The organism is Spirillospora sp. NPDC049024, from assembly GCF_040649235.1.
Classification (GTDB): Bacteria; Actinomycetota; Actinomycetes; order Streptosporangiales; family Streptosporangiaceae; genus Spirillospora.
In genome coordinates, this window is record NZ_JBEZFD010000002.1 from 47,183 (window position 1) to 73,190 (window position 26,008).

General features: G+C 72.8%; 24 protein-coding genes. 12 read left to right on the plus strand and 12 right to left on the minus strand.

From position 1 onward, the window contains the following. Positions 1-12 precede the first annotated feature (12 nt). From AB0C21_RS03025 to AB0C21_RS03035, 3 genes are read left to right on the plus strand one after another with little or no spacing between them, the layout of a single operon-like run. Positions 13-273, plus strand: coding sequence for a hypothetical protein (locus AB0C21_RS03025; RefSeq protein WP_500202384.1), 261 nt, complete (start codon positions 13-15; stop codon positions 271-273). Further along, positions 266-1,255, plus strand: coding sequence for a polyprenyl synthetase family protein (locus AB0C21_RS03030; RefSeq protein WP_500202385.1), 990 nt, complete (start codon positions 266-268; stop codon positions 1,253-1,255). The genes AB0C21_RS03025 and AB0C21_RS03030 overlap by 8 nt, the downstream gene beginning before the upstream one ends. Next, a complete protein-coding gene (locus AB0C21_RS03035) occupies positions 1,248-2,432 on the plus strand; it encodes an oxygenase MpaB family protein (RefSeq protein ID WP_500202386.1) in 1,185 nt (394 codons plus the stop codon). Before AB0C21_RS03030 ends, AB0C21_RS03035 begins: the two co-directional genes overlap by 8 nt. A 27-nt stretch (positions 2,433-2,459) precedes the next feature. Here the strand turns inward: AB0C21_RS03035 and AB0C21_RS03040 are convergent, their stop codons facing one another. Continuing rightward, positions 2,460-2,954 (minus strand): nuclear transport factor 2 family protein, encoded by a 495-nt coding sequence (locus AB0C21_RS03040; protein ID WP_500202387.1) that lies wholly within the window; start codon positions 2,952-2,954, stop codon positions 2,460-2,462. Between the two features lie 122 nt (positions 2,955-3,076). Here AB0C21_RS03040 and AB0C21_RS03045 point away from each other — a divergent pair, with 122 nt between their 5' ends. Both AB0C21_RS03045 and AB0C21_RS03050 read left to right on the plus strand, forming a co-directional pair. After that, on the plus strand, positions 3,077-4,081 hold the full coding sequence (locus AB0C21_RS03045) for an alpha/beta fold hydrolase (protein WP_500202388.1): 1,005 nt from the start codon (positions 3,077-3,079) through the stop codon (positions 4,079-4,081). A 192-nt stretch (positions 4,082-4,273) separates the two neighbouring features. After that, positions 4,274-4,558, plus strand: a complete 285-nt coding sequence (locus tag AB0C21_RS03050; RefSeq protein WP_500202389.1) for a hypothetical protein — start codon at positions 4,274-4,276, stop codon at positions 4,556-4,558. A gap of 224 nt (positions 4,559-4,782) precedes the next feature. Here AB0C21_RS03050 and AB0C21_RS03055 read toward each other — a convergent pair whose 3' ends face one another. The 5 genes from AB0C21_RS03055 to AB0C21_RS03075 form a co-directional block, all read right to left on the minus strand. Further along, positions 4,783-5,313, minus strand: a complete 531-nt coding sequence (locus AB0C21_RS03055) for a hypothetical protein (RefSeq protein ID WP_500202390.1) — start codon at positions 5,311-5,313, stop codon at positions 4,783-4,785. A 118-nt stretch (positions 5,314-5,431) separates the two neighbouring features. Beyond that, on the minus strand, positions 5,432-6,598 hold the full coding sequence (gene fahA, locus AB0C21_RS03060) for a fumarylacetoacetase (RefSeq protein ID WP_500202391.1): 1,167 nt from the start codon (positions 6,596-6,598) through the stop codon (positions 5,432-5,434). Then, complete coding sequence (locus tag AB0C21_RS03065; protein WP_500202392.1) at positions 6,595-7,446, minus strand: hypothetical protein; 852 nt, start codon at positions 7,444-7,446, stop codon at positions 6,595-6,597. Before AB0C21_RS03065 ends, fahA begins: the two co-directional genes overlap by 4 nt. Then, the gene (locus AB0C21_RS03070; protein ID WP_500202393.1) at positions 7,443-8,648 is read right to left on the minus strand and encodes a homogentisate 1,2-dioxygenase; all 1,206 of its coding nucleotides are present in this window, start codon (positions 8,646-8,648) and stop codon (positions 7,443-7,445) included. The genes AB0C21_RS03065 and AB0C21_RS03070 overlap by 4 nt, the downstream gene beginning before the upstream one ends. A gap of 82 nt (positions 8,649-8,730) precedes the next feature. Further along, positions 8,731-9,264 carry a MarR family winged helix-turn-helix transcriptional regulator gene (locus tag AB0C21_RS03075; RefSeq protein WP_149260337.1) on the minus strand — a complete coding sequence of 178 codons (534 nt, stop codon included), beginning with the start codon at positions 9,262-9,264 and terminating at the stop codon, positions 8,731-8,733. A 195-nt stretch (positions 9,265-9,459) separates the two neighbouring features. Here AB0C21_RS03075 and AB0C21_RS03080 point away from each other — a divergent pair, with 195 nt between their 5' ends. Beyond that, a complete protein-coding gene (locus AB0C21_RS03080; protein ID WP_500202394.1) occupies positions 9,460-11,193 on the plus strand; it encodes a pyruvate dehydrogenase in 1,734 nt (577 codons plus the stop codon). 10 nt (positions 11,194-11,203) lie between these two features. On the opposite strand, the gene AB0C21_RS03085 is transcribed toward AB0C21_RS03080, so the two are convergent. Next, positions 11,204-11,788: a TetR/AcrR family transcriptional regulator gene (locus AB0C21_RS03085; protein ID WP_500202395.1), complete on the minus strand. Its 585-nt coding sequence runs from the start codon at positions 11,786-11,788 to the stop codon at positions 11,204-11,206. 148 nt (positions 11,789-11,936) lie between these two features. On the opposite strand from AB0C21_RS03085, the gene AB0C21_RS03090 reads away from it, so the two are divergent. Both AB0C21_RS03090 and AB0C21_RS03095 read left to right on the plus strand, forming a co-directional pair. Beyond that, positions 11,937-13,505, plus strand: a complete 1,569-nt coding sequence (locus AB0C21_RS03090; protein WP_500202396.1) for an MDR family MFS transporter — start codon at positions 11,937-11,939, stop codon at positions 13,503-13,505. Between the two features lie 199 nt (positions 13,506-13,704). Next, positions 13,705-15,315 carry an AMP-binding protein gene (locus AB0C21_RS03095; protein ID WP_500202397.1) on the plus strand — a complete coding sequence of 537 codons (1,611 nt, stop codon included), beginning with the start codon at positions 13,705-13,707 and terminating at the stop codon, positions 15,313-15,315. 173 nt (positions 15,316-15,488) lie between these two features. Here the strand turns inward: AB0C21_RS03095 and AB0C21_RS03100 are convergent, their stop codons facing one another. Further along, entirely contained in the window at positions 15,489-15,896 is a 408-nt protein-coding gene (locus AB0C21_RS03100; RefSeq protein WP_500202398.1) for an ATP-binding protein, read from the minus strand. 288 nt (positions 15,897-16,184) lie between these two features. Between AB0C21_RS03100 and AB0C21_RS03105 the strand changes: the two genes are divergently transcribed. Together AB0C21_RS03105 and AB0C21_RS03110 are read left to right on the plus strand one after the other, a co-directional pair. Further along, positions 16,185-17,684, plus strand: coding sequence for a hypothetical protein (locus AB0C21_RS03105; protein ID WP_500202399.1), 1,500 nt, complete (start codon positions 16,185-16,187; stop codon positions 17,682-17,684). A 25-nt stretch (positions 17,685-17,709) separates the two neighbouring features. Continuing rightward, the gene (locus AB0C21_RS03110; protein WP_500202400.1) at positions 17,710-18,600 is read left to right on the plus strand and encodes an SCO6745 family protein; all 891 of its coding nucleotides are present in this window, start codon (positions 17,710-17,712) and stop codon (positions 18,598-18,600) included. A 1-nt stretch (position 18,601) separates the two neighbouring features. On the opposite strand, the gene AB0C21_RS03115 is transcribed toward AB0C21_RS03110, so the two are convergent. The 3 genes from AB0C21_RS03115 to AB0C21_RS03125 form a co-directional block, all read right to left on the minus strand. After that, a complete protein-coding gene (locus tag AB0C21_RS03115; RefSeq protein ID WP_500202401.1) occupies positions 18,602-19,225 on the minus strand; it encodes a DUF4232 domain-containing protein in 624 nt (207 codons plus the stop codon). 7 nt (positions 19,226-19,232) lie between these two features. Next, positions 19,233-20,102 (minus strand): helix-turn-helix domain-containing protein, encoded by an 870-nt coding sequence (locus AB0C21_RS03120; RefSeq protein WP_500202402.1) that lies wholly within the window; start codon positions 20,100-20,102, stop codon positions 19,233-19,235. 263 nt (positions 20,103-20,365) lie between these two features. Continuing rightward, on the minus strand, positions 20,366-21,547 hold the full coding sequence (locus AB0C21_RS03125) for a serine hydrolase domain-containing protein (protein ID WP_500202403.1): 1,182 nt from the start codon (positions 21,545-21,547) through the stop codon (positions 20,366-20,368). 167 nt (positions 21,548-21,714) lie between these two features. Between AB0C21_RS03125 and AB0C21_RS03130 the strand changes: the two genes are divergently transcribed. Both AB0C21_RS03130 and AB0C21_RS03135 read left to right on the plus strand, forming a co-directional pair. Beyond that, entirely contained in the window at positions 21,715-23,292 is a 1,578-nt protein-coding gene (locus AB0C21_RS03130; RefSeq protein WP_500202404.1) for a flavin-containing monooxygenase, read from the plus strand. Continuing rightward, positions 23,289-24,128, plus strand: a complete 840-nt coding sequence (locus AB0C21_RS03135; RefSeq protein ID WP_500202405.1) for a metal-dependent hydrolase — start codon at positions 23,289-23,291, stop codon at positions 24,126-24,128. The genes AB0C21_RS03130 and AB0C21_RS03135 overlap by 4 nt, the downstream gene beginning before the upstream one ends. A 124-nt stretch (positions 24,129-24,252) precedes the next feature. On the opposite strand, the gene AB0C21_RS03140 is transcribed toward AB0C21_RS03135, so the two are convergent. Further along, positions 24,253-25,914, minus strand: coding sequence for a hypothetical protein (locus tag AB0C21_RS03140; protein ID WP_500202406.1), 1,662 nt, complete (start codon positions 25,912-25,914; stop codon positions 24,253-24,255). Positions 25,915-26,008 lie beyond the last annotated feature (94 nt).

The window sequence follows — 26,008 nt, forward strand, 5'->3', positions numbered from 1 at the left end:
CGGAAGGTGACGATGGAGCGGGATGCCGGAAGAGCCGGATCGCGGGACGAGGTCCTCTGCCTCGCGGCAGGGGTCGCGGACGTGGTCCTGACGGGGATGCGGGACCTGACCAAGTGGCTGCCCGGTCTCGGCGAGGTCCGCCAGGAGCTCCGGGCGCGCGGCGAACTGGCGTTGCGGCGCGGCGGCGCCGCCCCGCAGGCGCACATGGAGATCCTGGCCCGCCGGGTCGCCGCGCGGACCGGAGACGCTGCCGAGCGGGCCGGGGATGGCTGACCTTCGGGCCCGGGTCGACCGGGCGCTGGAGGAGTTCGTCGATGGCGAGATCTCCGAGTTACTGGCCCTGGACCCCGAACTGTCGCCGGTCGCCGACCAGTTGCGGCTCTCGGTGACCGGGGGCAAGCGCGTCCGCCCGGCGTTCTGCTACTGGGGCTGGCGCGCCGCGGGCCGGCCTGACACCGACGCGGTCGTCCGCGCGGCGGCGGCGCTGGAACTGGTGCACGCCGCCGCGATCGTCCACGACGACGTCATCGACCGCAGCCCGCTGCGGCGCGGCGGGCCGAGCGCCCAGGAGCGGCTCGGCGAGGCCCTCGCCATCATGGTCGGCGACCTGCTGGTGGTGTGGGCCGGGCAGATGTTCCACGCCTCGGGCCTGCCCCGGACCTTCCTGGGACGGGTCCTGCCGCTCTGGACGGCGATGGGCCGGGAACTGGTGGCGGGCGAGTGCCTGGAGCTCCTGCGGACCGGGGCCGAGCCCGACGTGGGCCGGTCGCTGACGATCGTGCGGTTCAAGACCGGCTCCTACACCGTCGAGCGGCCCCTGCAGATCGGCGCGATGCTGGGCGGCGCGACCGCGGCGACGCTGGACGCGCTGGCCGCCTACGCCCGTCCGCTCGGAGAGGCGTTCCAGCTGCGCGACGACCTGCGGGGCGTGTTCGGCGACCCGGCCCGGACCGGCAAATCGCTCCTGGACGACCTGGCCGGCCGCAAGCCCACCGCCCTGCTGGCACTGACCCTGGCCGAGGCCTGCGAGCTCGATCGCCGGCGCCTGCGTGACCTGCAGGAAGGGCCGCTCACCCCGGACGGCGCGGCCGAGATCCGGGAGATCATGCTGCGCTGCAAGGCGCCGCACCGCGTCCGGCAGATGATCGACGAACGCGCGGACGCCGCGCGAGCGGCCCTTTCCGGCACCCGGCCGCCCCCGGAGGCCGCCGACGCCCTGACCCGACTGATCTGCGAGGTGACCGCCGATGACTGACCGCAGCGCCCACCGCACGGCCGACCGCACGGCCGAATACACCGACGAGTACATGGACGCCCTGCGGCTGGTCGGCGACCCGCTCGCCGACGCGACCGTGGAGGCCCTGTTCAGCGCCGGCGACGTGGGCAGGTTCAACACCCTCATGCGCTGGTTCACCACCTCCGGCCAGGAGCTGCCGGACGGCCTTCCCGACGCGGCGCGCACCTACCTGGAGGCGACCTCCACCCCGCCGGACTGGGTCGACTGGGCGGTCATGGAGCAGGCCCGGCAGTTCTTCGTCGACAACGACGTCCACATCTCCACCGCCCTGTCGTTCGCGGCGATGCCCGCCTGCTACGTCATCCCGAACGGGGCCAGGCTGCTGTCGGCGACCCACTCGCTGGCCTACCCCTCGCGCCGCATGGCCGAGACCGGGCAGTTCACCGTCTACCTCATGCGGCCCGACGCCTTCCAGGCGGGCGGCCGGTTCCTCCCGGCGGCGCAGAAGGTCCGGCTGCTGCACGCCTCCATCCGCCGCCACCTCAAGCAGGAGGGGCGCTGGCCCGAGCCCGTCCCGATCTGCCAGGAGGACATGCTCGGCGCGCTGATGATGTTCAGCATCCAGGTGCTGGACGCACTGCACCGCATGGGCATCCACATCACCGCCGAAGGCGCGGAGGCCTACTACTACGCCTGGCGCGTCGTCGGCGTCATCCTGGGCATCGAGCCCGACACCATCCCTCCGGACCTGGAGGCGGCGAGGGAGTTCTCCGACCGGTACATGCTGCGCCACATGGGCCCCTCGCCCGAGGGGGCGCATCTGACCCGGCAGCTGATCGAGATGTACGAGCAGGTCGTCCCCGGGACGCTGCTGGACCCGGTCGTGCCCGCCCTCATCCGCTACCTCGTCGGCGACACCGCGGCCGACTGGCTGGAGGTCCCCCGCACGCGGTTCGACCAGGTCATCGGGCTCGCGCCCGCGCTGCTGGGGGCCCTGGAGTGGTTCGAGGACCGCGGCCCCTGGGCGGAGCAGATCTCCGACCGGCTCGGCCACCTGGTCAGCCTGCTGGAGCTGTCCTCACTGACGCGGGGCCGCGTCATGCACTACGCCATCCCCGAGGAGCTCAGGTCCGACTTCGGGCTGCCCGCGGGCAAGGCGCGCTGGACCCCGCCCCCGCCCGTCCACGCGGTCTGAGAACCCGGCCGGGGCGCGCCCGCCCGCTCACTGGTCGACGCGGCAGCCGGCGTCGAGCGGGCGGGTGATCCCCCACTGGCGGTGGAAGTGGCTTTTCGCGATCTTCCAGCGGCCGTCCTCGACCACGTACTCGTCGTCGTACTCGCCGGTGCTCACCGACTCGGTGCCGTTCTCCAGGTTCACCTGGCGGAACTTGAGCGTCCAGCGTCCCGACGCGTGCGTCTCGTCGTGCACGGTGATGTCCGGGTGCATCGCGTGGTGCATGTCGAGGATCGCGTTCCCGCCGTCGACCTTCCGCAGCGCGATCGACTCGAAGACCCTGACCATGCCGTCCGCGTCGTCGAACGCGCCGAGCCGCCCGTAGTCGAGGGAGGCGCCCGAGGCGACGAAGCAGGCGCGGAAGCCCTCCGGGTCCTTGGCGTCGCAGGCCCGCAGGTAGCGGTGCTTGAGGGCCTTGATCTCCTCGATGGCCTCCAGCCGGGCGACGCGCGCGGCGAGGTCGGGGCTCGGTGGCTGCGTCATGGTGGCTCGACCTTCGCGGGTGGGCGGACGGCCCGTCCAACCGGTGTCCCGCTGAACGGGAGACCGGGCCGCCCCGCCGTGCGGGACGCCTCATGATCGTCGTACCGGAGGGAGGTGCCGGTATGAGCCTCGGCGAGGACGGCGGTGGTATGGGCGGTGGCATGGACGTGCGCCACCACATGCTGGACGCGGGCGACGTGCCCCTTCACGTGGTCGAGCAGGGCGCCGGCGTCCCGGTGGTGATGTGCCACGGCTTCCCGGGCCTCTGGTACAGCTGGCGGCGGCAGCTCCCGGCGCTGGCCGCGGCGGGCTACCGCGCCATCGCCCTCGACATGCGCGGATACGGGCGCAGCGGCCGCCCGCCCTCGCCGCGGGACTACGACCGGCGGCACACCGTCGCCGACCTCGTCGGGGTCCTGGACGCCCTGGACATCGGCGAGGCCGTCTTCGCGGGCCACGACTTCGGAGCCGCCCTCGTCTGGGACCTGCCCCAGTGGGCCCCGGGACGGGTCAAGGCGCTGATCCAGCTCAGCGTCCCGCGCATGCCCGTCTCGACGCGCCCGCCCACTGAGCTCTACGCGCGGATGGCCGAACGGCACTTCGTCCATGTGCACTACTTCCAGGAGGAGGGGCCTGCGGACGAGGAACTGGGGGCCGAGCCGGAGCGCTTCCTGGCGAACGTCTTCTGGGCGCTCAGCGGCGGCTACAGGTACCTTGACATCTGGCAGCACCCGAGCGAAGGCAACGGGTACCTCGATGTGCTCCCCGAGGCCCCACCGCTGCCGTGGCCGTGGCTGTCGCAGGACGAGTTCGCCTACTACGCCGCCGAGTTCCGCCGGACGGGCTTCACGGGCGGCCTCAACTGGTACCGGGCCTACGACCACGTCTGGAACGAGAAGCAGAGCCGTCCGGACGAGCCCGTCACCGTCCCCACGATGTTCCTCACGGGCGAGCGCGACCCCGTCCTCCAGATGATGGGATCCGACGCGCTGAAGCAGATGGAGGCGCACGTTCCGGGCCTCCGGGACGTCCACATCATCGAAGGCGCAGGCCACTTCGTGCAGATGGAAGCGCCCGACAAGGTCAACAAGGCGATCCTCGCCTTCCTCGCCGACCTTCCCGTGTAGTCACGCCGGCAGGTCCTTACGCCGCGTTTGCGGAGACTGATCCCGCATCCGTTCAGGAACTGTCCGTGAAATGCCGAGGGAGTCGCCCTCGGGACCGGCGGTGGCCTATCCAGGCCAGAAATAAAGATGCATCGCCCCGGTGGCGCCCCGCTATGATCATCCGACTTTGTCACGCACATTCAGAGGGATGTCATGAATATCGACTTCGGGGCCGACGCCGCGTTCTCCTGGTACGTGGTGTTCCTGCTGGTGTCCGGCATCGCCATGCTCGCGATGGCGGCCATCGGAGGCGGCCAGACCGTCGGCGAAAGGCTGCTCAACCTCGCGTTCGGCCTGGGGTTCCTCGGCTACTCCGTGTACCTGGGGTTCATCTTCGACGGCGGCGGGTACTTCATGTTCTTCTACGCGTTCGTCCTGCCGGTGCTCATGCTCTTCAGGTTCGTCAAGGCGCTCTTCGGCCAGCGCGCGAGCGCCTGACCGCCGAGTGCCTCCAAACCGTCCGCCCATGCCTTCGGTAACCGGCCGGGTACGCTGACAACACATTGGCGTGTCTTGGCGGGTCCGTTTGCCCGGCATTCACGGACCATTTCTCCAGAATCACGTCACCGCCCGCGGAATGGTGCTCCGCGGGCGGTGGCCGTGTTTCAGGGCGTGCTTTCAGGGACCGTGCTTTCAGGGACCGTGTTTTCGCGGGCCGTGAGTCAGCAGGGGCCGTCGTGGACGGACGTGGAGACCGAGTGGCTCCAGGGTTCGCCCCCGCCCAGGTCCAGTGCGTTGTCGACCGTGACGGTGAGGCACACGGGGTTCTTGCCCTTGCGGTTCGTCAGCTCGTACTTGTCGCCGCCCGCCGAACGGATGTGCACGTTGCCGCGCCCGGCGTCGTTGACGGCGTCGTAGACGTCGGACGTGGTGCCGACCGACGAGCCGAGCCCCGGCGACGGGCCGTCGTCCAGCCGGGAGGCGGCGGCGGAGGCGACCGAGTCGACCTGCGCGGTGGAGTAGGTCCGCGCGTTGTCGGCGCCGTACAGGACGCTCGCGGTGATGAGCAGCGCGACGGTGCCCGCGAACGATCCGGCGCGGGCCGCCGCGAACGCGGCGCCGGACGGCTCGTTGGCCTCCGGGTTCCGGTACTGCCAGGCGCGGTTCTTCCAGTAGAGGGTCCGCTGGTCCATGCATCCGAGGACGAACAGCGCGACCGCCGTGAGAAGAACGAAGACGATGAGGGCGGTCATGCGCGTCCTTCCGGTAACCGGTCCGTCGATCGGACGCACGGGGACGCGGCCCGGTTCACGGCGGCCCTCGCCGCCCGCCCCGTGCGGGGGCGGGCGGCGGGCAGGCCGCCGGGGCGGGTCAGCGGGCGGGGAGGATGCGGCCCGTCACGTCTCCGAAGCCGATGCGGGTGCCGGAGGGGCCGGGGGCCGTGGCCGTGATCGAGACCTCGTCGCCGTCCTCCAGGAAGGTGCGCGGCTCGCCGTTGACCGTCACGGGCTCCTTGCCGCCCCAGGTGAGCTCGATGAAGGCGCCGCGCTGGTCCTTGGCCGGGCCCGAGACCGTCCCGGAGGCGAACAGGTCGCCGGTGCGGGACGAGGCGCCGTTCACCGTCATGTGCGCGAGCATCTGGGCGGGCGACCAGTACATCTCCCGGTAGGGCGGACGGGAGACGACCTGCCCGTTCCAGGAGACGGCGAGGTCGAGGTCCAGGCCCCACGGGTTCTTCTCGCGCAGGTAGGGGAGCGGCTCCGGGTCCTGCGGCGGCGTGGCGACGCGGGCCGCCTCCAGGGCGAGGAGCGGGACGACCCAGTGGGACACCGAGGTCGCGAAGCTCTTCCCCAGGAACGGGCCGAGCGGGACGTACTCCCACGCCTGGATGTCGCGGGCCGACCAGTCGTTGACCAGGACGACGCCGAACACGCGCTCGTCGAAGTCGTCCGCGCTCACCGGCTCGCCCAGCGCCGAGCCGGTGCCGACCACGAAGCCGACCTCGGCCTCGATGTCCAGGCGGCGGCTCTCCCCGAAGGTGGGCGCTGACTCGCCCTTGCGCTGCCCGCTCGGCCGCACGATGTCCGTCCCGGACGGGACGACCGTCCCGGCGCGGCCGTGGTACCCGACCGGCAGGTGCTTCCAGTTCGGCATGAGCGGCTCGGAGTCGGGGCGGAACAGCCGGCCGAGGTTGGACGCGTGGTGCTCGGAGGCGTAGAAGTCCACGTAGTCGGCGACCTCGAACGGCATGTGGAGCGTCACCGCGTCGAGGGGGTGGACGGCCTCGTCCGGGACGTCCTCCGACACCAGGTCGAGGACCCGCTCGCGGACCTCGACCCAGCGCGCGTGGCCCTGGGCCATGAACGGGTTCAGCGACGGCGCGGCGAAGACGTCGTCGCCGAGGCCGGCGGCGAGGTCCACGACTGAGTCGGCCACGCGGACGCCCACGCGGGGCGCCGTGCCCGGGGTCGAGAACACGCCGTACGGGAGGTTGGCGAGCCCGAAGGGGGAGTCCTCGGGGATCGCGATGCGGGTCATCGGGTGGTCTCCAGGAGTGCGGACCCGAGCAGCCCGAGGTCCGCGAGTTCGGTCAGGGGGTCGGTGATGCTGCACGTCCCGAAGGACAGGAAGCGGGCGCGGACCGCCGCCGTGCGCGCCGCGCCGAGCCCGGCCACGCGGGCGGCGACCGCCGGGGCATCGCGGTCGGCCAGGATGGCGGCGAGGTCCGCGGCCGGGCGGCCGTCCAGGGCGGCGTCGGTCGCGAGCAGCAGGTTCAGGAAGCCGTGCTGGTGGAACCCGGTCTCCGGGTCGGTGTTGCGGACGGGATGGTGCAGCCCCGCCGTCGCCTTGAACGGGACGCCCGCGTCCACGACCGCGGTGACCGCGGCGGCCAGCTCGTCCGGGCTCGGGTACAGGTGGGCCTTCACACCGCCGGTGCGGAACTTCGCGCGGTCGCCGCGCGCGGCGACGGCCTCGATGAACGCGGGGCGCCGCTCGTCGCGGGGGATCTCGACGTACACGGGCACGTCCGGGCGGCCGAGCACGCGGAAGAACTCCTCCGGGCCCATGCCGGGCGGGACGGCGACCTCCAGCCCGCGCAGGTCGACGGCCAGGTCGGCGGCGACGCCCACCGCCTTGGCGGCCTCGCACGGGCCGCTCGGCGCGGTGATCGACACATCGAGCGGTTCGCCGTCGAGCAGCGGGTACAGCGCGTCGAGCGCGGTGGCGGGCAGCACGAGCGGACCGACGAGGCCGGCGTACGGGGCGGCCAGGTGGTCGCGGTGCGCCGGGACGGCGTCGGCGAGCGGCGCCAGCCCCGGCGGGAAGACGGCCGCGTCGTCGCACAGGCCGGCCGCGAACGAGGGGATCGCGAGCGGGCTGCTCATCGCCGCCCCGCCCACGTCCAGGCGTACGCCCCGTCCTCGCAGGCCAGGCCGCCCTCGCCCAGTTCGAGCGGGCGGAAGGTGTCGACCATGACGGCCAGCTCGTCGAAGAACTCGACGCCGATGCTGCGCTCGTACGCGCCGGGCTGCGGGCCGTGCGCGAGGCCGCCCGGGTGCACCGAGACCGAGCCCTGCCCGATGCCGGAGCCCTTGCGGGCCTCGTAGTCGCCGCCGCAGTAGAACATGATCTCGTCGGAGTCCACGTTCGAGTGGTAGTAGGGCACCGGGATCGACAGCGGGTGGTAGTCCACCTTGCGCGGCACGAAGTTGCAGACCACGAAGTTGTGGCCCTCGAACACCTGGTGGACGGGCGGCGGCTGGTGGACGCGGCCGGTGATCGGCTCGAAGTCGTGCACGCTGAACGTGAAGGGGTACAGGCAGCCGTCCCAGCCGACGACGTCGAACGGGTGGCGCGCGTAGGTCAGCCGGGTGCCGGTGATGCCGCGCGACGTCCGGTGCTTGACGAGGACGTCGACGTCGGCGCCCTCGGCCTGGAGGGGCTCGTCGGGGCCGTGCAGGTCGCGCTCGCAGTACGGGGCGCTCTCCAGGAACTGCCCGTAGCGCGACAGGTAGCGCTTCGGCGGCGCGACATGGCCGGTGGCCTCGATCGCGTACGCGCGCAGCGGCTGGTCGCCGGTCGGCAGCCACCGGTGCGTGGTCGAGGTCGGGATGACGACGTAGTCGCCCTGCTGCGCCCGCACCGTCCCGAAGATCGTCTCGACGGTGGCGGTGCCGGACTCGATGTACACGATCTCGTCGCCGGTCGCGTTGCGGTACAGCGGCGAGTCGGCGGCGGCCACGACGTAGGACAGCCGGACGTCGCCGTTGCCGAGGATGACCCGGCGGCCGGTGACGACGTCGGTCTCGGACCACGTCTCCTTGGGGAACAGCTCGTGCAGCTTGAGGTGGCGGGGGCGGAGCGGATGGTTGGGCGTCGTGGTCTGGTCGGGGACGTCCCAGACCCGCGAGTCGACGATCGCGGACGGGATCTCCCGGTGGTACAGCAGGGACGAGTCGGAGGAGAAGCCCTCCTCGCCCATCAGCTCCTCGAAGTACAGCCGCTCCTCGCCGTTCCCCGCGCCGCTGTGGCGGTGCTGGGTGTGGCGTTTCGGCGGCACGTGGCCGACCCGGCGGTAGTGGGCCATGCTCCATCGCCTCCGATGATTAACGCATTAACTACTTTCCGTCGACCCTAAGGCTGTTCTCCCTCCGAGGGGAAGGCCCTAATCAGCTCCGCTCGCGGACGTCGAACGACCCCCGGCCCGCGATGAGCTTGTCCAGCAGCATGATGAGCATCCGCTGCTCGGTCTCGGTCAGGACGTCCGCCCACTGCCGCTCGCGCTCGTTCTGCCCGGCGAAGATCTCCAGCATGGCGCGCTCGCCCCGCTCGGTCAGCGACAGGATCACCGACCGGCCGTCCCGCTCGCCCGGGGTGCGCGCCAGCATGCCGTCCGCGACGAGCGTCTTGCTCAGGTTGGACACCGCGGCCCTGCTCATCCCGGCCAGCGTGGCGGCCCGGCCGGGCTCCAGCGGCCCGGCGAGCCAGGTCACGAACAGCAGCCGGAACGCCGACCAGGAGTGGCCGCGCGGCCGGTGCACCGTGGACTCCAGGTCGTAGGTGACGATCGCCGAGGCGCGGTTCAGCGTCAGCAGCAGCCGCGTCGCCAGCCGGTGCCGGAACCCGAACTCCTCCGAGAGCCGCCGCCCCGCGAGCTCGACGAACGACCAGAAGTCCAGCTCCGCCGCGTCATCCGCGCTCATCCGCCGCCGTCCCGTCGAACTAGTTTACAGATTGACTATTTAACCCCTGTGGGGCGCGGGTGTCAGCCGTGGTCCCGTGTGGATCGTCCCTGTGGTGGATCGTCGCTGTGTTGGACGGGTCCGGTGTCGGCGGTGAGCCATCGGGCATTGCAAGGCGGGGGAGACGTAGCGCGGACTCAGCGGGGGGAGAGGCGCATGGCGACCGTCGCCGACCAGTTCATCGAGGTGCTGCGGCAGGCCGGTGTCCGGCGGATCTACGGGGTGGTGGGCGACAGCCTCAACCCGGTCGTGGACGCCGTGCGGCGGACGCGCGGCATCGACTGGGTGCACGTCCGCAACGAGGAGGCGGGCGCTTTCGCGGCGGCGGCCGAGGCGCAGACGACGGGACGGCTCGCCGTGTGCGCGGGCAGCTGCGGCCCCGGCAACACCCACCTCATCCAGGGCCTCTACGACGCGCACCGTTCGGGCGCGCCGGTGCTCGCGCTGGCGTCGCAGATCCCGAGCGTGCAGATCGGCAGCGGGTACTTCCAGGAGACGCACCCCGAGCGGCTGTTCGTCGACTGCAGCCACTTCTGCGAGCCGATCGTCACCCCGGAGCAGATGCCGCGCATCCTGCGGACGGCGATCCAGCACGCGATCGGGCTCGGCGGCGTCTCCGTGCTGACGCTGCCCGGGGACGTCGCGGGCCGCGACACGGCCGCACCCACCGGCGAGCACGACTTCCTCGTCCGCAAGGGGGTCGTCCGGCCGCCGTCCGACCAGGTGGAGCAGCTCGCCGGCGCGCTGAACCGGGCGCGGAAGGTGATGCTGTTCTGCGGCTCGGGCGTCCGGGACGCGCACGCCGAGGTGATCGAGCTGGCGCACCGGCTGCTCTCCCCGGTCGGCCATGCGCTGCGCGGCAAGGAGTGGATCCAGTACGACAACCCGTTCGACGTGGGCATGAGCGGCCTGCTCGGCTACGGCGCCTGCTACGAGGCGATGCAGGAGGCCGACCTCGTCCTCCTGCTCGGCACCGACTTCCCCTACGACCCGTTCCTGCCGGGCAAGAACACGATCCAGGTGGACGACGACCCGTCCAAGCCGGGGCGCCGCACCCCGCTCGACCTCGCGGTCCACGGGGACGTCGGGGAGACGATCCGGCTCGTCCTGGACAAGGTCGAGCAGAAGCGCGACCAGACCTACCTGGACGAGATGCTGCACCGGCACGCGCGGGCGCTGGAGAACGTCGTCTCCGCCTACACGCGCGACATCGACCGGCACATCCCGATCCATCCCGAATACGTGGCCGGTGTCCTGGACGACCTCGCCGACGACGACGCGATCTTCACCGTGGACACCGGGATGTGCAACGTCTGGGCCGCCCGCTACATCACTCCCAACGGGCGGCGGCGCGTGATGGGCTCGTTCGTGCACGGCTCCATGGCCAACGCGCTCCCGCACGCCATCGGCGCCCAGTTCGGCGCGCCCGGACGCCAGGTCGTCTCCATCTCCGGCGACGGCGGCCTCGGCATGCTGCTCGGCGAACTGCTCACGGTGCGTCTGCACCGCGTCCCCGTGAAGATCATCCTGTTCGACAACGCGTCGCTCGGCATGGTGAAGCTGGAGATGATGGTGGACGGCCTGCCGTCCTACGAGACCGACCACGAGCCCGTCGACTACGCCGCGATCGCCGAGGCGGCCGGCATCGAGTCGGCGCGGGTGGAGCGCCCGTCCGACGTCCGCACCGTGATGGAGCACGCCCTCGCCGCGCCCGGCCCCTACCTGGTGGACGTCGTCACCGACCCGAACGCCCTGTCCATCCCGCCGCACATCACGCCGCAGCAGGTGAAGGGCTTCGCGCTGTCGGCCGGCAAGACCGTCCTCACCGGCGGTGTCGGCAGGATGCTCGACCTGGCCCGCAGCAACCTGCGCAACATCCCCAGACCCTGACGGGCGGGGCTCAACGGAACTCGCGGCCCATTTCGGTGAGGGTCTCGCCCGCGACCTCGGCGAGGGGGCGGACGGACTGCTCCTCGATCCAGGTCTGGGCCGCGATGCGCAGCGTGGTCATGAACGCGCCGGCCATGACGCGGGCGCGCAGCGGGGGCAGCCCGTCGCGGGACGCGATCAGGTCGGCCAGGGAGCGTTCGAACTCGGCGTAGTGGGCGAGCTGCCGGCCGAGGACGGACGGGTGCTTGCGGGCGAGGCGCGTCTGCGCGGCCCAGCGGGGGTCGAGCTCGCCGGCCTCCGCGTACAGGGCGTTCATCGAGGCCCGCAGCGCCGTCCAGGACGACTCGTCCGGCGGCCGGGACGCGAAGGTCTCCAGGACGGCGCGCATCCGCTGCTCGTCGCCGTAGAGGAGGGCGTCCTCCTTGCCGGCGAAGTAGTTGGAGAAGGTGCGCCGGGAGACGCCCGCCGCGTCGGCGATGGCCTCCACGGTGACCTCGTCGAGGCCGTGCTCCACGGCGAGGCGCACCGCGGCCTCGTGCAGGGCGCGGCGCGTCGCCTCCTTCTTGCGCTCGCGCAGCCCGCCGGTGGTCTCCATGGTCGCCCCAGACTATCGGGCAAAAAGATGCCCAGCGCGAAAATTTGCCCAGTGGGAATAAAGTCCCCGGGCCGATGGTTGACCCCCTCGTTCCCACTTCACCCGGAGGCGTTCCTTGACCGAGCAGGTCCCAGCGAGATCGGCCCCGATGTCGCACCGCCAGATCCTCGAAGCGCTCAGCGGCCTGCTGCTGGTGCTGTTCGTGGCGATGCTGAGCAGCACCGTCGTGTCCACCGCGCTGCCGCAGATCATCGGCGCGCTGAAGGGCAGCCAGTCGCAGTACACCTGGGTCGTCACCGCGACGCTGCTGGTCTCGACCGCCAGCACCCCGATCTGGGGCAAGCTGGCCGACCTCTACGACAAGAAGGTCCTGCTCCAGGCGGGCGTCACCATCTTCATCCTCGCCTCGGTCGCCTCCGGGTTCGCGCAGAGCACCGGGCAGCTCATCGCGTTCCGCGCGGTGCAGGGCCTCGGCGTCGGCGCGCTGCAGATCCTCGTCCAGATCATCATGGCGGCGATGATCAGCCCCCGGGACCGCGGCCGCTACTACGGCTACCTCGGCGGCGTGATGGCCGTCGCCACGGTCGGCGGGCCGCTGCTCGGCGGGCTCGTCGTCGACTCCGCGCTCGGCTGGCGCTGGTGCTTCTTCATCGGCGTGCCGTTCGCGGTCGTGGCGTTCGGGCTGCTGCAGAAGACCCTGCGGCTCCCGGTCGTCCGGCGCCCGGACGTGAAGATCGACTACCTGGGTGCGACGCTCATCGCCGCCGGGGTCAGCGTGCTGCTGATCTGGGTCACCTTCGTCGGCGACGGCTTCGCCTGGCTGTCGTGGCAGACGGCCGCGATGGCCGGCGCCGGCGTCGTGCTGCTCGCCGTCGCGGTGTGGGTCGAGTCCCGCGCCGCGGAGCCGATCGTCCCGCTGGACATCGTGGCGCGCCGCAACACCGCGCTCGCGATCACCGCCAGCCTCGCCGTCGGCATGGCGATGTTCGGCGGCGCCGTCTTCCTCGGCCAGTACTTCCAGATCGGGCGCGGCTACAGCCCGACCAAGGCGGGCCTGCTGACGTTCCCGATGATGCTCGGCGTGTTCGGCGCGTCCACCGTGGCCGGGCGCCTCGCCAGCAGGACCGGCAAGGTCAAGCCCTACATCCTCGTCGGGACGCTCGTGCTGACCGCCGGGTTCGGCCTGCTGGCCACCATCGACCACCAGACCTCGCTCGTCTTCATCGGCGCCGCGATGTTCCTGGTCGGCGCCGGGGTCGGCATGACGATGCAGAACCTCGTCCTCGTCGTGCAGAACTCGGTGCACCTGCACGAGATCGGCGCCGCGAGCGGGACGGTCACGTTCTTCCGCTCCCTCGGCGGGACGGTCGGCGTCTCGGTGCTCGGCGCGGTCCTCGCCAACCAGGTCGCGGGCCGGATCGCCGACGGGCTGCGCAGGCTCGGGGTGAACCCGGGCTCGGGCGGCGGCGACGCGGGCACCCTCGACATCCGCGCGCTGCCCGCGCCCGTCCAGGAGGTCGTCCGGGCCGCCTACGGCGACGCGACCGGCCACATCTTCCTGATCTCGGCGGCCATCGCGGTGGTCGGCATCGTCGCGGCGGCGTTCCTCAAGCCGGTGACCCTGCGCGACAGCCTCGACCTCTCGGCCCCGGCCGAACCCGCTGAGCAGGGCATGCCCGTGGTCGCCGCGGAGGGGCGCGCCTTGTCAGGTTCCTGACAAAAGCCCGGCCGAAGAGCTGGGTCAGGTCAGCAGAGGACGAAAGCCGCCATCCGTACGGTCGGTGTAACCGAACCCCGTACCCCGGAGGCGGCAGATGAGCGGACGATCGGAGTCCGGACGCCGCGCGGCGCCGGCCGACCAGAATGAGCCGGCCGACCGGAATGAGCCGGCCGACCGGAAGGATCCGGTCTCGCGGGTGACGCCGGTCGGGCGGGTGACGCCGGTCGGGCGGGTGGTGTCGGTCGCGCGGGCGGGCGGCATGTTCGCCCGCAGCGGGCTGTGGCGCCCCGGACCGCCGCTGAAGGTCGCCCGCCAGCTCGGCGCCCTGCACCGCTGGGGCACCCTGCTCGGCGGGACGCTCGCCTCCGCCGCCGCCCGCGACCCCGGCGCCGTCGCGATCGTCGACGACGCCGGGGAGCTGACCTACGGCGAGGTCGACGCCCGCACCGACCGGCTCGCCGCCGCCCTCGGGGACTCCGGCGCCGGGGCCGCCCCCCGCGTCGCCGTCCTGTGCCGCAACCACCGCGGCATGGTGGAGGCGCTGGTCGGGTGCAGCAAGCGCGGCTCCGACCTCGTCCTGCTGAACACGGGCATGAGCACCGAGCAGCTCGTGACCGTGCTGCGGCAGCAGGAGGTCGAGGTCGTGATCGCCGACGCGGAGTTCACCGGCTTCATCGCGGCCGTGCCGAAGACCGTGCGCGTCATCACCGCGGGCGGGACGGCCTCGGAGCTGGAGAACCTCATCGTCACCTCGCCCGCCGCGCCGATCGAGCCCCCGGCCAGGGCGGGCCGGACGATCGTGCTCAGCTCCGGCACGACCGGCCGCCCCAAGGGCGCCGACCGGCACTCGCGTCCCGGCCTGTCGCCGCTGACGTCGATCCTGTCCCGCATCCCCTACCGGGTGCACGAGCGGATGTTCATCGAGGCCCCGCTGTTCCACACCTGGGGCTACGCGATGCTCCAGGTCGCCATCTCGCTGCGCGCCACGATCATCCTGCGCACCCGGTTCGACCCGGAGCAGACGCTCCGCACGATCGACCTCACCCGCACGACCGCCCTGGTCGCCGTCCCGGTCATGCTGCAGCGCGTCCTGGACGTGCCGGAGGCCGTGCGCCGCAAGTACGACACGTCCTCGATGCGGATCGCGGCCGTCAGCGGCTCCGCGCTGCCCGCAACGCTCGCCACCGCCTTCATGGACGAGTTCGGCGACGTCCTCTACAACCTTTACGGGTCGACGGAGGCGTCCTGGGTGACCATCGCCACGCCCGCAGACCTGCGTGCCTGCCCCGACACCGCGGGCACGCCGCCGCCGGGGACGCGGGTCGCGGTCCTGGACGAGGCGGGCGACCCCGTCCCGCCCGGCACCACGGGCCGGATCTTCGCCGCGAACGAACTGCTGTTCGCCGGCTACACCAGCGGCGACGCCAAGGAGATGCGGGACGGCCTGATGAGCCTCGGCGACGTCGGCCACCTCGACGACCGCGGCCGGCTGTTCGTGCACGGCCGCGACGACGACATGATCGTCTCAGGCGGCGAGAACGTCTTCCCCGGCGCGATCGAGGAGGTGCTGGAGAAGCTGCCGCAGGTGCGGGAGGTCGCGGTGGTCGGCGTCCCGGACGAGGAGTTCGGCCAGCGCGCCGCCGCCTTCGTCGTCCTGCGCGAGGGCGAGACCCTGGACGCCGACACCGTTCGAACCCACGTCCGCGACCACCTGGCCCGCTTCGCAGTCCCACGCGACGTCCACTTCCTGGAAGCCCTACCCCGCAACCCCACCGGCAAGGTCCTACGCCGAGCCCTCCCCACCTAACAGACCCACACCCCCGGAGCCCGCAGCCACACGCGGTCGGGCAGCGTCACACGCCAGCACCGGCCTCTCGCGCGGGGACGCACGTCAGCGGCGGTCACACGTCAGTGGCGGGGCCATACGCCGATGGGCGGGGGCACGCCAGCGGGCGGGGCGGTGTCAGGTGCGGGGGCGGGTCATATGTCGGCGGCGGGGCGGTGGGTGTCGACTACGAACCAGAGGCGGGTGCGGCGGGGGGACTGCTCCAGGGCCCACTCGTCGGCGAGCGCGTCGATGACGGTGAGGCCGCGGCCGTGGTCTAGGCGGGGCGGCTCGCTCGGGTCGGTCGCGGCGGGGCCGTCGTCGGACACCTCGACGCGGAGCCGCCTGCCGTCCGTCGCGATCGTCACGCTGATGAGCCCGGACCCGTGCAGGATGGCGTTCGCCACGCCCTCGGCGGTCATCAGCTCGACGTCGTCGAGGAGCGCCTCGTCCGCGAGGACCTTCGCGGCGCGCTCGCGGACGGCGCAGCGGGCCCGCCGGCCGCCGTCGCCCTCCCCGGTGAAGCCGATCGGTTCACCGAGCCGTTCCATCCCCTCGGTCACTGCATCACCAACCCGGTTTAGGAAGCGCACAGCAATCATTCACCTGCGCTTAGTGACCGGGCAACGCAATGGACGCATTGATCTTGGCCTTTCCGGGACAGGGCGACCTTAGGTGGCGGAGCCTACGGCAGGAGTCACCGCTCCAGCCCCACATCATGAAAAACATCTCCATCGCGTTGGGCACTACTCACCCGGGCGTACAAAACCCGCTACTTCTCCGTCGTCCAGGGAGGATCACCGCAGACCTTCCCCATGTCACCCTGGGGCTCCACCCCTGGGAGGTGCGCCATGCACGCGGTCTTCCTCGCCTGCGCAGCGCAGGCCGTCTACATCGTCGCGTACGTCCTTTTCAAGACGGCCATGGGGCGGATGAGCCCGGTCTCGGGCCGGCACCCCCTGCACACCGCCGGACGGTTGGCGCGCAGCCCGCGCTGGCTCGCCGGCCTCCTGGTGCTCATGGCGGGCTTCGGGCTCTCGGCCACCGCGCTGGTCACCCTGCCCGTCGCGGCGACGCTGCCCGCCTACGGGCTCGGGCTCGTCCTGCTGCTGGCCGTCGGGATGAGCGGGTTCGGCGAGCGGCCCACCACGCGCGAGTGGCTCGCCGTCCTCCTCACCGTCGCCGCGATGGTCACCGCGGCGCTGTCGGTGCTGCCGGGCCTCGGCGGGGAGGCGCCGGACCGCGCCGGCGAGGCCGCCGCCGCGCTGCCGCTCTGGAAGGCCGCGCTGGTGTGCGTGCCGTCGCTGGCCGTTCCGCTGTGGATGTTCAGCGTGCGCGACCGCCCGGTCGGCGGCCGGCACGCGCGGCCGCTGACGGGCATCGCCTACGGGCTCGGCGCGGGCGTCCTGCTCGGCGCCACCGAGGTCTTCGGCGAGGGCATGGCGATGATGCTCGCCGCGGGCCGGGGCGCGGACGTGCCGCTCTCACCGCACCCCTACCTGTTCCTGCTCGCGGGCGTGCTCGGCGTCGGGCTGCTGTCGATCGGCCTCCAGCGCTGCCGCCTCACCGTCATCGTCACCGTCGTCACGGTCACCGCGAAGACGCACCTGCTGCTGTCGGCCACGCTTCTGTACGCGGAGCCGTGGCCGCGCGAGTCCGGACCGTTCTGGCTCCGGGCCGCGGGCGTCGGGCTGGCCGTGCTGGCGCTGCTGGCGTTCCCCCGCCACGAGCGCCGGACCGCGCCCACCTCCCCGGATCAGACCTCCCACCACGAGACGGCCGGCGACCGGACGTCCCGCGGCCAGACGTCCCGCGGCCAGACGTTCCGCGGCCAGACGTCCCGGGAGTGGGCCTCCCGCGCTCAGGCGTCCGGCGGCCAGGCGTCCCGCGACCGGTCGTTCCAGGCCCGGGGCTCCCGCGACCAAGCGCCTCGGGACCGGACGTCCTGGGGCGGGGCCTCCCGCGATTCCGGCGAGCCGCGCGAAGTGCCGCCGGTCCTGCCGGCCAGGCCGCACTCCCCGTCGCTTCCCGTGTCCCCGGTGCCGGGGACCCGGCCGGGCGGGACGCCGCCGTCCCGGCTCAGCGCGCCGCCCAGGGGATGGCCGGTCACACCGGACCCCGCGCGGAACCGGGAGAGCGAGCCGGGCGACGCCCGACCGGGCGATGTCGATCCAGGCGGCACCGAGGAGTGCGGCGCCAATCCGACCAGTGCCAAGCAGGGCGGCACCCATCCAAGCGGTGCCTACGCGACCGGTGTCCATACGACCGGTGTCCATACGACCGGCGTCCGTGGGGGCGATGCCGAGTTGGGCAATGTCAATCTAGGCAATGTCAAGATACAGTGGGGGTGACGACTCCGAGAGAGAGGACCGCGTGATGGCGGAGGACCCCGGTCTCGCACGGCGGATGTGGCACCAGCTCGAACCCCTGCACGCCCTGTTCTGGTACTCGCCGGAGGTCTTCGCCGAGGCGGAGGCGCTCGGCTACGACGTGCGGACCCGCTGGCCGAGCTACTTCGCCTGGCGCGCCGCGCCGCTCGGCGCCGCGGGTGCGCACGCGGTGTCGGCCGCCTTCTACAGCTTCAGCCCGCGCATGGTGGCCGAGCACGTCCCCGCCGCCTGGACGGTCGCGCCGCCCGGCCTCGTCCTGGAGGCCCGCATGCGCGCCGTCGACCGCATGTACCGGGCGCTGCTCGGCGACGGCGTTGACGGCATCGGCGGCGCGGACCTCGCCGAGGCCGCCGAGCTGGCCCGCGCCGCCGCCGAGGCCGCGAGCACCGCCGGCCGCCCGATCGCCGCCGCCAACGCCGACCTGCCCTGGCCGGACGAGCCGCATCTCGCGTTGTGGCACGCCATCGGCGTCCTGCGCGAGCAGCGCGGGGACGGGCACGTGGCCGCGCTGCTCGCCCACGGGCTCGACCCGGTCGAGGCGCTGGTGTCCTTCGCCGCCGTCGGGGCCGCGTCCGTGGAGACGTTCGCGAGCCGCGGTTGGACCGGTGAGGAGTGGGCCGCCGCCCGCGACCGCCTCGCGTCCCGTGGCCTCGTCGACGCGGACGGCGCCGCGACCGCCCGGGGACGCGAGCTGCGCGACGACGTCGAGCGGACGACCGACGACCTCGCCTACGAGCCGTGGCGGACGCTCGGCGCGGCCAAGGCCGACCGGCTGGGGCAGCTCACGATGCCGATCCTGGTGAAGGTGCTGGAGACCGGGCTGATGCCCGCGCAGAACACGCTCGGCATCGGCAAGGTCGGGGCGCCGCCCCGCTGAGTCAGCCGGTCGCGAGGCGCCAGGCGGTCTCCTCCAGGCGTCCCGTGTTGCCGAGGTCGATCGGCCCGTTGGCCGGGACGATCACGACGGGCCGCCCCGGCGCCGGACGGACTTCGAGGTACTTCCCGGCCACCGCCACCGTGGTCGTCTCGGTGACCGTGTTGCGCCAGACGACCACGAAAGCGGCCTTGCGGCCCGGACGGATCGTCAGCGGCTTCGGTCCGGCGTCCTCGACCTGCCGCGTGCCGCGCACGACGGCCACGTCGAACGGCTGCCGGTGCTCGTCGAGGACGCGCAGGGACGGGTAGCCGTTCAGCCGGTACGGGCGGCTCCCGCAGTTGCGCAGCTCGATCCGCGCCGCGCGCAACCCCATCGCGGCGTCCGGCTCGTTCATCGAGACGGCGATCCCCTCGGCCGTGCAGACCGGCGGGGGCGGCGACGGGCGCGGCGGCGGCGCCGGCATGCCGGGAGGCGACGTCGTCGCGGCGGCGGGTTCCGTGGCGGGCGCTCCGGCGGACCTCGCGCCGGGGACGGCGGCGGAGCCGCACGCGCCGAGGGCGAGCGACCCGAGGGCGGCGCCCGCGGCGCCGAGCAGGCGGACGGGGGTCCGCTTCGTGACGGTCACCGACAGATCATGTCAAAGGTCGCAGGCCGCGCGGGTCGGGATGCGCGCGATGCCCCGCGGCGGGACGGAACGCGGCGGGGCCGGGACGGCGCGACTCGAGGTGGGCGGCGCGGAGCGCGATCTCGATGCCGAACCGGACCTCCGGATCGGCCAGCGCGTCCCCGAGGGTCTGCTCGATCCTGCGCATCCGGTACCGGACGGTCTGCGGGTGGATGTCCAGCTGCTCGGCGATCTCGGCCGCGGTGCCGCGGGTGACGAGCCACGTCCGCAGCGTCTCGGTCAGGCGGTTCCGCCGGCCCCGGGGCATGCCGTCCAGGACGCCGAGGCGCCGCCGGGTCAGTTGCTCGACGAGCGCCGGATCGGACAGCAGCCACAGTGCCACGAGGTTCTCCTCGCACAGCGTCACCGGCCCGTCGAGGACGCCGTCGAGCGCGAGGCCGAGAGCCCGCCGCGCCCAGCGCAGCGAGTCCGCGGCCTGGGCGAGCGGCATGGCGAGGCCGACCGCGACCCGACGGCCGGGGAGCGCCTCGTCCAGCATGGCGCGGCGCTCGGACGTGAACGGCCCCGGCAGGAGCAGGTGCGGTTCCGGCCCCTCAGTCTCGGCGAGGACGTCCTCGCCCAGCGCCGTCCAGATGCGGTGGGCGCCCGGCTCGACGGCGACCAGCGTGACCTCGTCCGGCAGCGGCCACCGGGCCCGCTCGGCCGCAACAGCGAGAGCCCCGAGGCCCGCCTGAGGGGCGGCGAGGAGGAGACGCAGCAGCCGCCTCCGCCGTTCGTCCAGCTCGGCACGCTGGGCGGACTCGGCCCGTTCGGCGAGCCGCGGCGGGATGCGCACGGGGCGGTCGGCGGGAACGCCGGATGCGAGGGCTCTCTTCATCGGCACGCCCTTGCGTTCATCGGTACACCCTCGGGTTCATCGCACACCTCCGTCTGCCCGGCTGTGCGGCGGGACGTCCTGACCGTACGCAGGTCACACCCCCTTCGGCTGTAGGGCGGGGGCACAAAACCCGGCCGCCGCTGCTCACCTGCCTATAACCGGGCACCCGCACCGAAGACGGCTCCCTGGGCGGCCCGCCGAGGAGCGGCCGCCCAAGGAACCGGAATCAGGCACAGGAGCGAGGTGAGGTGCAGAAGGCCGGATCAGGCGCAGAAGGCGGTGTCGGCGGCCTTGGCGAGGTCGGCCCGGAAGGTCTTGTCGTACTCCAGCTTGGACTCGTTGTAGGTGATGACCGCCTGGCTGCGCCCGTCCGCGCTGGTGTAGGTCCACGTCCGGTACCCGGGGAAGCCGCCGTCGTGGCCCCACGCGTAACCGCAGGAGAATTTGATGCGGGCGACGCCGAGTCCGTAGTCCTCCACGACGCCGTCGTCGTTGACCGGCCGGACGGTCCGCATCTCGCGCATCTGCTTCGCCGGCAGCAGCCTGCCGGTGAACAGGGCGCGGTTGAACCGGGCCACGTCGTCGACCGTGGAGACGAGCCCCCCGGACGTCCGCGCGCTGGACGGGCTGACCTGCGTGCTCACGTCCCCGAAGTCGTAGTAGTACCCGTGCACGTAACGGCCGGGGAAGGAGGTCTCGGTCGTCGGGTAGTACGTGTGCCGCAGCCGCAGCGGCCCGAAGAGGCGCTGCTCGAACTCGGTGCCCACCGTCCGCCCGGTCGCCTTCTCGATGATCATTCCGGCCAGCATGTAGTTGGTGTTGGCGTAGTTCCAGCTCGTCCCGGGCGCGTACTGCGGCGGCTTCTCCATCGCGATCGCGATGAGCTCCTCGGGCCGCCAGGCCCGCACGGGGTCGGTCATCACGCGCGGATCGGGCGTGTAGTCGTTGAGTCCGCTGGTCTGCGCGAGCAGCTGCCGAATGGTGATCTTCGTGCCGTCGTTGCCGTTGCCGGTCACGAGGCCCGGCAGCCACCTGTCCACGCTGTCGTCCAGGGACAACCGGTGCTCGGCGGCGAGCTGGAGGACGACCGTCGAGGTGAACGACTTGGTCACGCTCCCGGCCCGGAACAGCAGCCGGTGGTCCATCGGGGCGCCGGTGGCCTTGTCCGACACCCCGGCGGTCACGTGCGAGACCCGTCCGCCGCGCCGCGTCATCACGATCACGCCGGGCGCGCCGTCGGCCACGAGCCGGTCGGCGGCGTCCTGCACCTTCCGGTCGAGCCCGTGCGGGCCGCGGGACGGTGCGGAGTGGGGGGACGGGGCGGCGTCGGCGGCCGGCGCGGCGACGAGGGCCGTCCCGGCGACCATGGCGGTTCCGGCGGCCAGCGCCGTGGCCGAGACGAGCGAGGCGGTGATGGCCCGGCGGGGAGCGAAAGCGCGTGGCATGGATTCCTCCTGGAAGGTCGTCCGCTTGACGTGATCAAGACTTCCGTCCGGCCCGTCCGGCGGCACTGGGCCCAGAACCCGAGCCGGGGGTGTACCTGACGACACCTGGCGCGGTGGACCTGCGGAGGTATATTCGACGCGTGCTCCAATAGCGGGAGGTGCCCCCCATGCCGGACCCCGTGCCCAACGCTGTGCCCGACCTCGCGCCCAGAGCCGCCCCCGCGCCGGACGCCGAGGTAGCGATCATCGGGGCCGGGCTGAGCGGGATCGGGATGGGGATCGCGCTCCGGCGCGCCGGCATCGACGACTTCGTCATCCTGGAGCGCGCGGGCGACATCGGCGGGACGTGGCGCGACAACGTCTACCCCGGCATCGGCGTGGACGTGCCCGCGCAGGCCTACCAGTTCAGCTTCGCCCTCAACCCGCGCTGGAGCCGGGTGTTCGCGCCCGGCTCCGAGGTCAGGGAGTACATCGACGGGCTCGCCGACCGGTACGGCATGCGCCGCCACATCCGCCTGCGCACCGAGGTCACCGAGCGCGTCTGGGACGAGGACGCCGCGCTCTGGCGGCTGCGCACTCCCGGCGGGGAGGTGACGGCGCGCTTCGTGGTCAGCGCGATCGGCGCGTTCGTCGATCCCAAGCCGCCCGGCATCGCGGGCCTCGACGACTTCACGGGCACGGTGCTGCGCTCGTCCGCCTGGGACCGCGGCTACGACCTGGCCGGCAAGCGGGTCGCGGTCATCGGGACGGGCGCGAGCGCCGTCCAGATCATCCCGGAGATCGCGCCGCGGACCGCGCGCCTCGACGTCTACCAGCGCACCCCCATCTGGGTGGGTCCGAAGCTGGACGCGCCCGTCCCGCGCCCGGTCCGCCGGCTGTTCCGGCGCGCCCCGCGCGTCCAGGACGCCGTGCGCCGGGCGGCCACGCGGGGCGTCGAGATGGTCCTCGTCGACCTGGTCGTCGGGCACGGCAGGAAGCCCTACCTCGCGCACGGCGGCGCGCGGCTCGCCCGTTCGCTCTGGTACCGGACGCAGGTCAAGGATCCCGAGACGCGCCGGAGACTCACGCCCGGCTACGGACTCGGCTGCAAGCGCCCGTCCGTCTCCAACACCTACCTCAGGACCTTCAACCGGCCGGACGTCACGCTGGTCACCGACGCCATCGACCGGGTCACCGCCACGGGCGTCCGCACCGTGGACGGCCGCGAGCGCGACGTGGACGCGATCGTCCTCGCGACGGGGTTCCGCCTGGCCAGCGACCCCGAGGTCTTCCGCCGGACGCCGGTCCGCGGCCGCGACGGCTTCGACCTCGCGACCTTCTACGCGGAGAACCGGCTCGCGTCCTACGAGGGCATCAGCATCCCCGGTCTCCCCAACCACTTCATGATGTTCGGCCCGTACGGCTGGGTCGGCGGCACCTGGCACCAGCTCGTGGAGACGACCTCGGCCCACGTCGTCCGCGTGATCCAGGAGGCCCGCCGCCGGGGCGCGGTCTCGGTGGAGGTCCGTCCCGAACCGACCGAGCGCTGGACGAACCGCATGCGCGACCGGCTCGCCGGCTCGCTGTGGGCGACCAACGGCTGCGCCACCGCCAACAGCTACTACTTCGACCACCACGGCGACACCCCCTACCTGCGGCCGACGAGCGCCGCGCAGGCCGCGCACGCCGCACGCACGTTCCCGCTGGACGACTACGCCTACTCGGCCCCCGACACATCCCCCGCGTCCGAGGAGAGGTCCACATGACAGAGCGCGCCATCCAGACCCGCCGCGTCGCCTTCGACCACCCGAAGGGGTCCCTGCGCCGCCACTACGTCGACGGCGACCTGGTCATGAGCCATCTCGTGGCCCTGCTGTCGGCGACGTTCCCGCCGGGCGAGGACTTCTTCGTCCGCTCGGTGCGGCACTACCGCGACCGCATCGCCGACCCCGAACTCGCCGCGCAGGTGCGGGGCTTCATCGGGCAGGAGGTCGTCCACGGGCGCGAGCACGACCACCTCAACCGGACGCTCCGCGAGATGGGCTACCCCACCCACCGGATCTCCGCCGTCGTCAAGCGGGACCTCCGCCTGGCCGACCGCTTCCTGCCGCCGATCGTCCGCCTCGGCTTCACCGCCGGGCTGGAGCACTACACCGCGACCATGGCCGAGTGCCTGCTCTCCGACCCCCGCGCGCAGAGGCTGCTCGGCGACACCAGCGTCCGGTCGATCCTGCTGTGGCACGCGCTGGAGGAGTCGGAGCACAAGGCCGTCGCGTTCGACGTCTTCCGGCAGGTCGGCGGCACCGAGCGCACCCGGATCCGGACCATGCGGGTCATCAGCGCGGGATTCCTGTTCCTCGTGGTCACCGGCACGTTCATCTCGCTGCTGGGCGACCCCGCGACCTACCGTCCCGGCCGCCTGCTCCGCAGCCTCGCCGCGCTGCGGCACTCGCCGTTCCTGAAGCGCGAGGTCATCCGGCGGCTGCGCGCCTACAACAAGCCCGGCTTTCACCCGGACGACTTCGACAGCACGGAACTGCTGGAACGCTGGCGCGAGGAGCTGTTCGGCGCCGAGGGCACCCTCACCGCCAACCTCAAATGACACCACCGACCTCAAAACACCGAGGTCCGGGACGCGGGGGAGCAGGGGAGTAGGCGCGGCTCCGCCGGCCTTGATGAGGTCGGCGCAGGCCGTCTCGGCGTCCGGATGGGTGCCACCGGTCGGCTTACGAGGGGTTGATGACCGTGCGGTCGCCGTCCGACTCGTACGCCACGACCTGGACCACCGGCAGCCGGGCCGAAGCTCCGCCGCGCGGGCCCGGCACCACGAGCAGGGGCGTCCCGTCCGCCGTGTCCTCGCGGGAGCCCAGCTCGCCGACCGCCTTCAGCCGCGTGACGCCGGAGCCCGCCGCGGCCACCAGGTACCAGCGACGCGGCGACCGCCACCACACGGCGGCGGCCGTCGTCCCGGCGGGGGAGGAGTAGTCGCTGTTCGTCCCGCCCCTTCCGGACATCGCGCGCCCGCTGTCGGACATCAGCACCGAGCCGCCCGGGGCGCCCCACGGCGAGGACGCGTCCACCGTCAGCAGCGTCGCCCGGCCGCCCCCGTCGGGCAGCCCGCCGCTCCACAACCGGCCGAGCCGCAGGTCGCCGGATTCGCTCAGCGTCGCGGCACCTCCGCAGGCGACCGCGTGCAGCGCCGCCCATCCGGACCGTCTCGCCTCCTCCGCCGGATCCCGGAACCGCACCCGAGGCGCCGAGGACCGCGGGTCGTTCGAGGCGAACTGCGTGACCGTCCGCGACCCGAACGCCATCTGGAACACCACGTAGTTCTGGCAGCGCGGCATGAACCAGTGCCACGGCAGCGGATCGCTCAGCCCGTCCCGGACCGCCACCGGCCGCCAGTCCGGAGCCCGCCCCGACGGCACCGCCGCCCGCACGTCCCGCAGCCATGGCGGGACGAGGTAGCGCCACGTCATGCCCAGCATGATGAGCTGCCCCGCGTCCGTCTCCAGCTTGCGGACGGACTCCACACCGCGCGACAGGCGCCGCTCGAAGTACTGCGCCACGCTGGGGGTGTCCCGAGGACCGGGCGAGTCGCGCAGCACGACCAGGGACGCGCCGTCCACCGTCCCGGCGTACAGGACGACGACGCGTCCGACCGGCGGATCACGGCGGTCGTCCCGCCACGCGCCGGCTGCCCGGCGCAGCAGCCGCTCGTCATGGAGCAGCCCGCCGTGAGCGGGCCACTCGTAGATGGTCGGCGCACCGGACACCCGCCACGCCGCCGGGTCGACCCTGCCGGGCTCGACCGAACCGCCCGGCCGTGCGATGACGGCCCCGGTGACCAGCAGCAGCGCCGCCACGAGCACGCCCGCCACGGCGGCATGCCGGACGGCCCGACCGGCGAGCGGTGGTCGAAGCCGCACGAGGTCGGGCTCGAACGCCTCGATCTCGTCGCGCTGCGCCGCCTCGTCCAGCCCGGTCGGCTCTCCGACGAGGGCGGTGGCCCGGTCCACGTCCTGGAAGTCGACCGGGTGCCGGTCGCCCAGCTCCGCAACGACTTCGGGAGCGGTGAGGCCGTCCCGACGCAGCAGATAGAGGAGCCGCTCGCGCGGCGACAGCTCCAGCAAGGCCGCCCGGACCGGTCCTCGCGGCGTCCGCGCGGGCTCGAACAGGAGGCGCTGCCCGCGGCGTCGTCCGGCGGGCGGGTCGTCGAGGAGGATCGAGACGAGCCGCGTCCGCATGGCCGGGTACCCGCCCTGCCGCCCCCGAAGGGCCTCGGCGACGGCCCGGCGAGCCTGCCCGAGCGGATCGTCCCCCTCGTCCAGCACCAGGTAAGCGAGCCGCAGAAGGCGGCCGTAGTGCTCGCGTTCCATCCCTCGCACCGCCCCTCTCCTACTCGCATTGTGCGCTCCAGCCGACGAAAACCAGATGCCTTCCGGGACGCGCGCCAGCGCCCGGCTCCTACGCCTGAGGCAA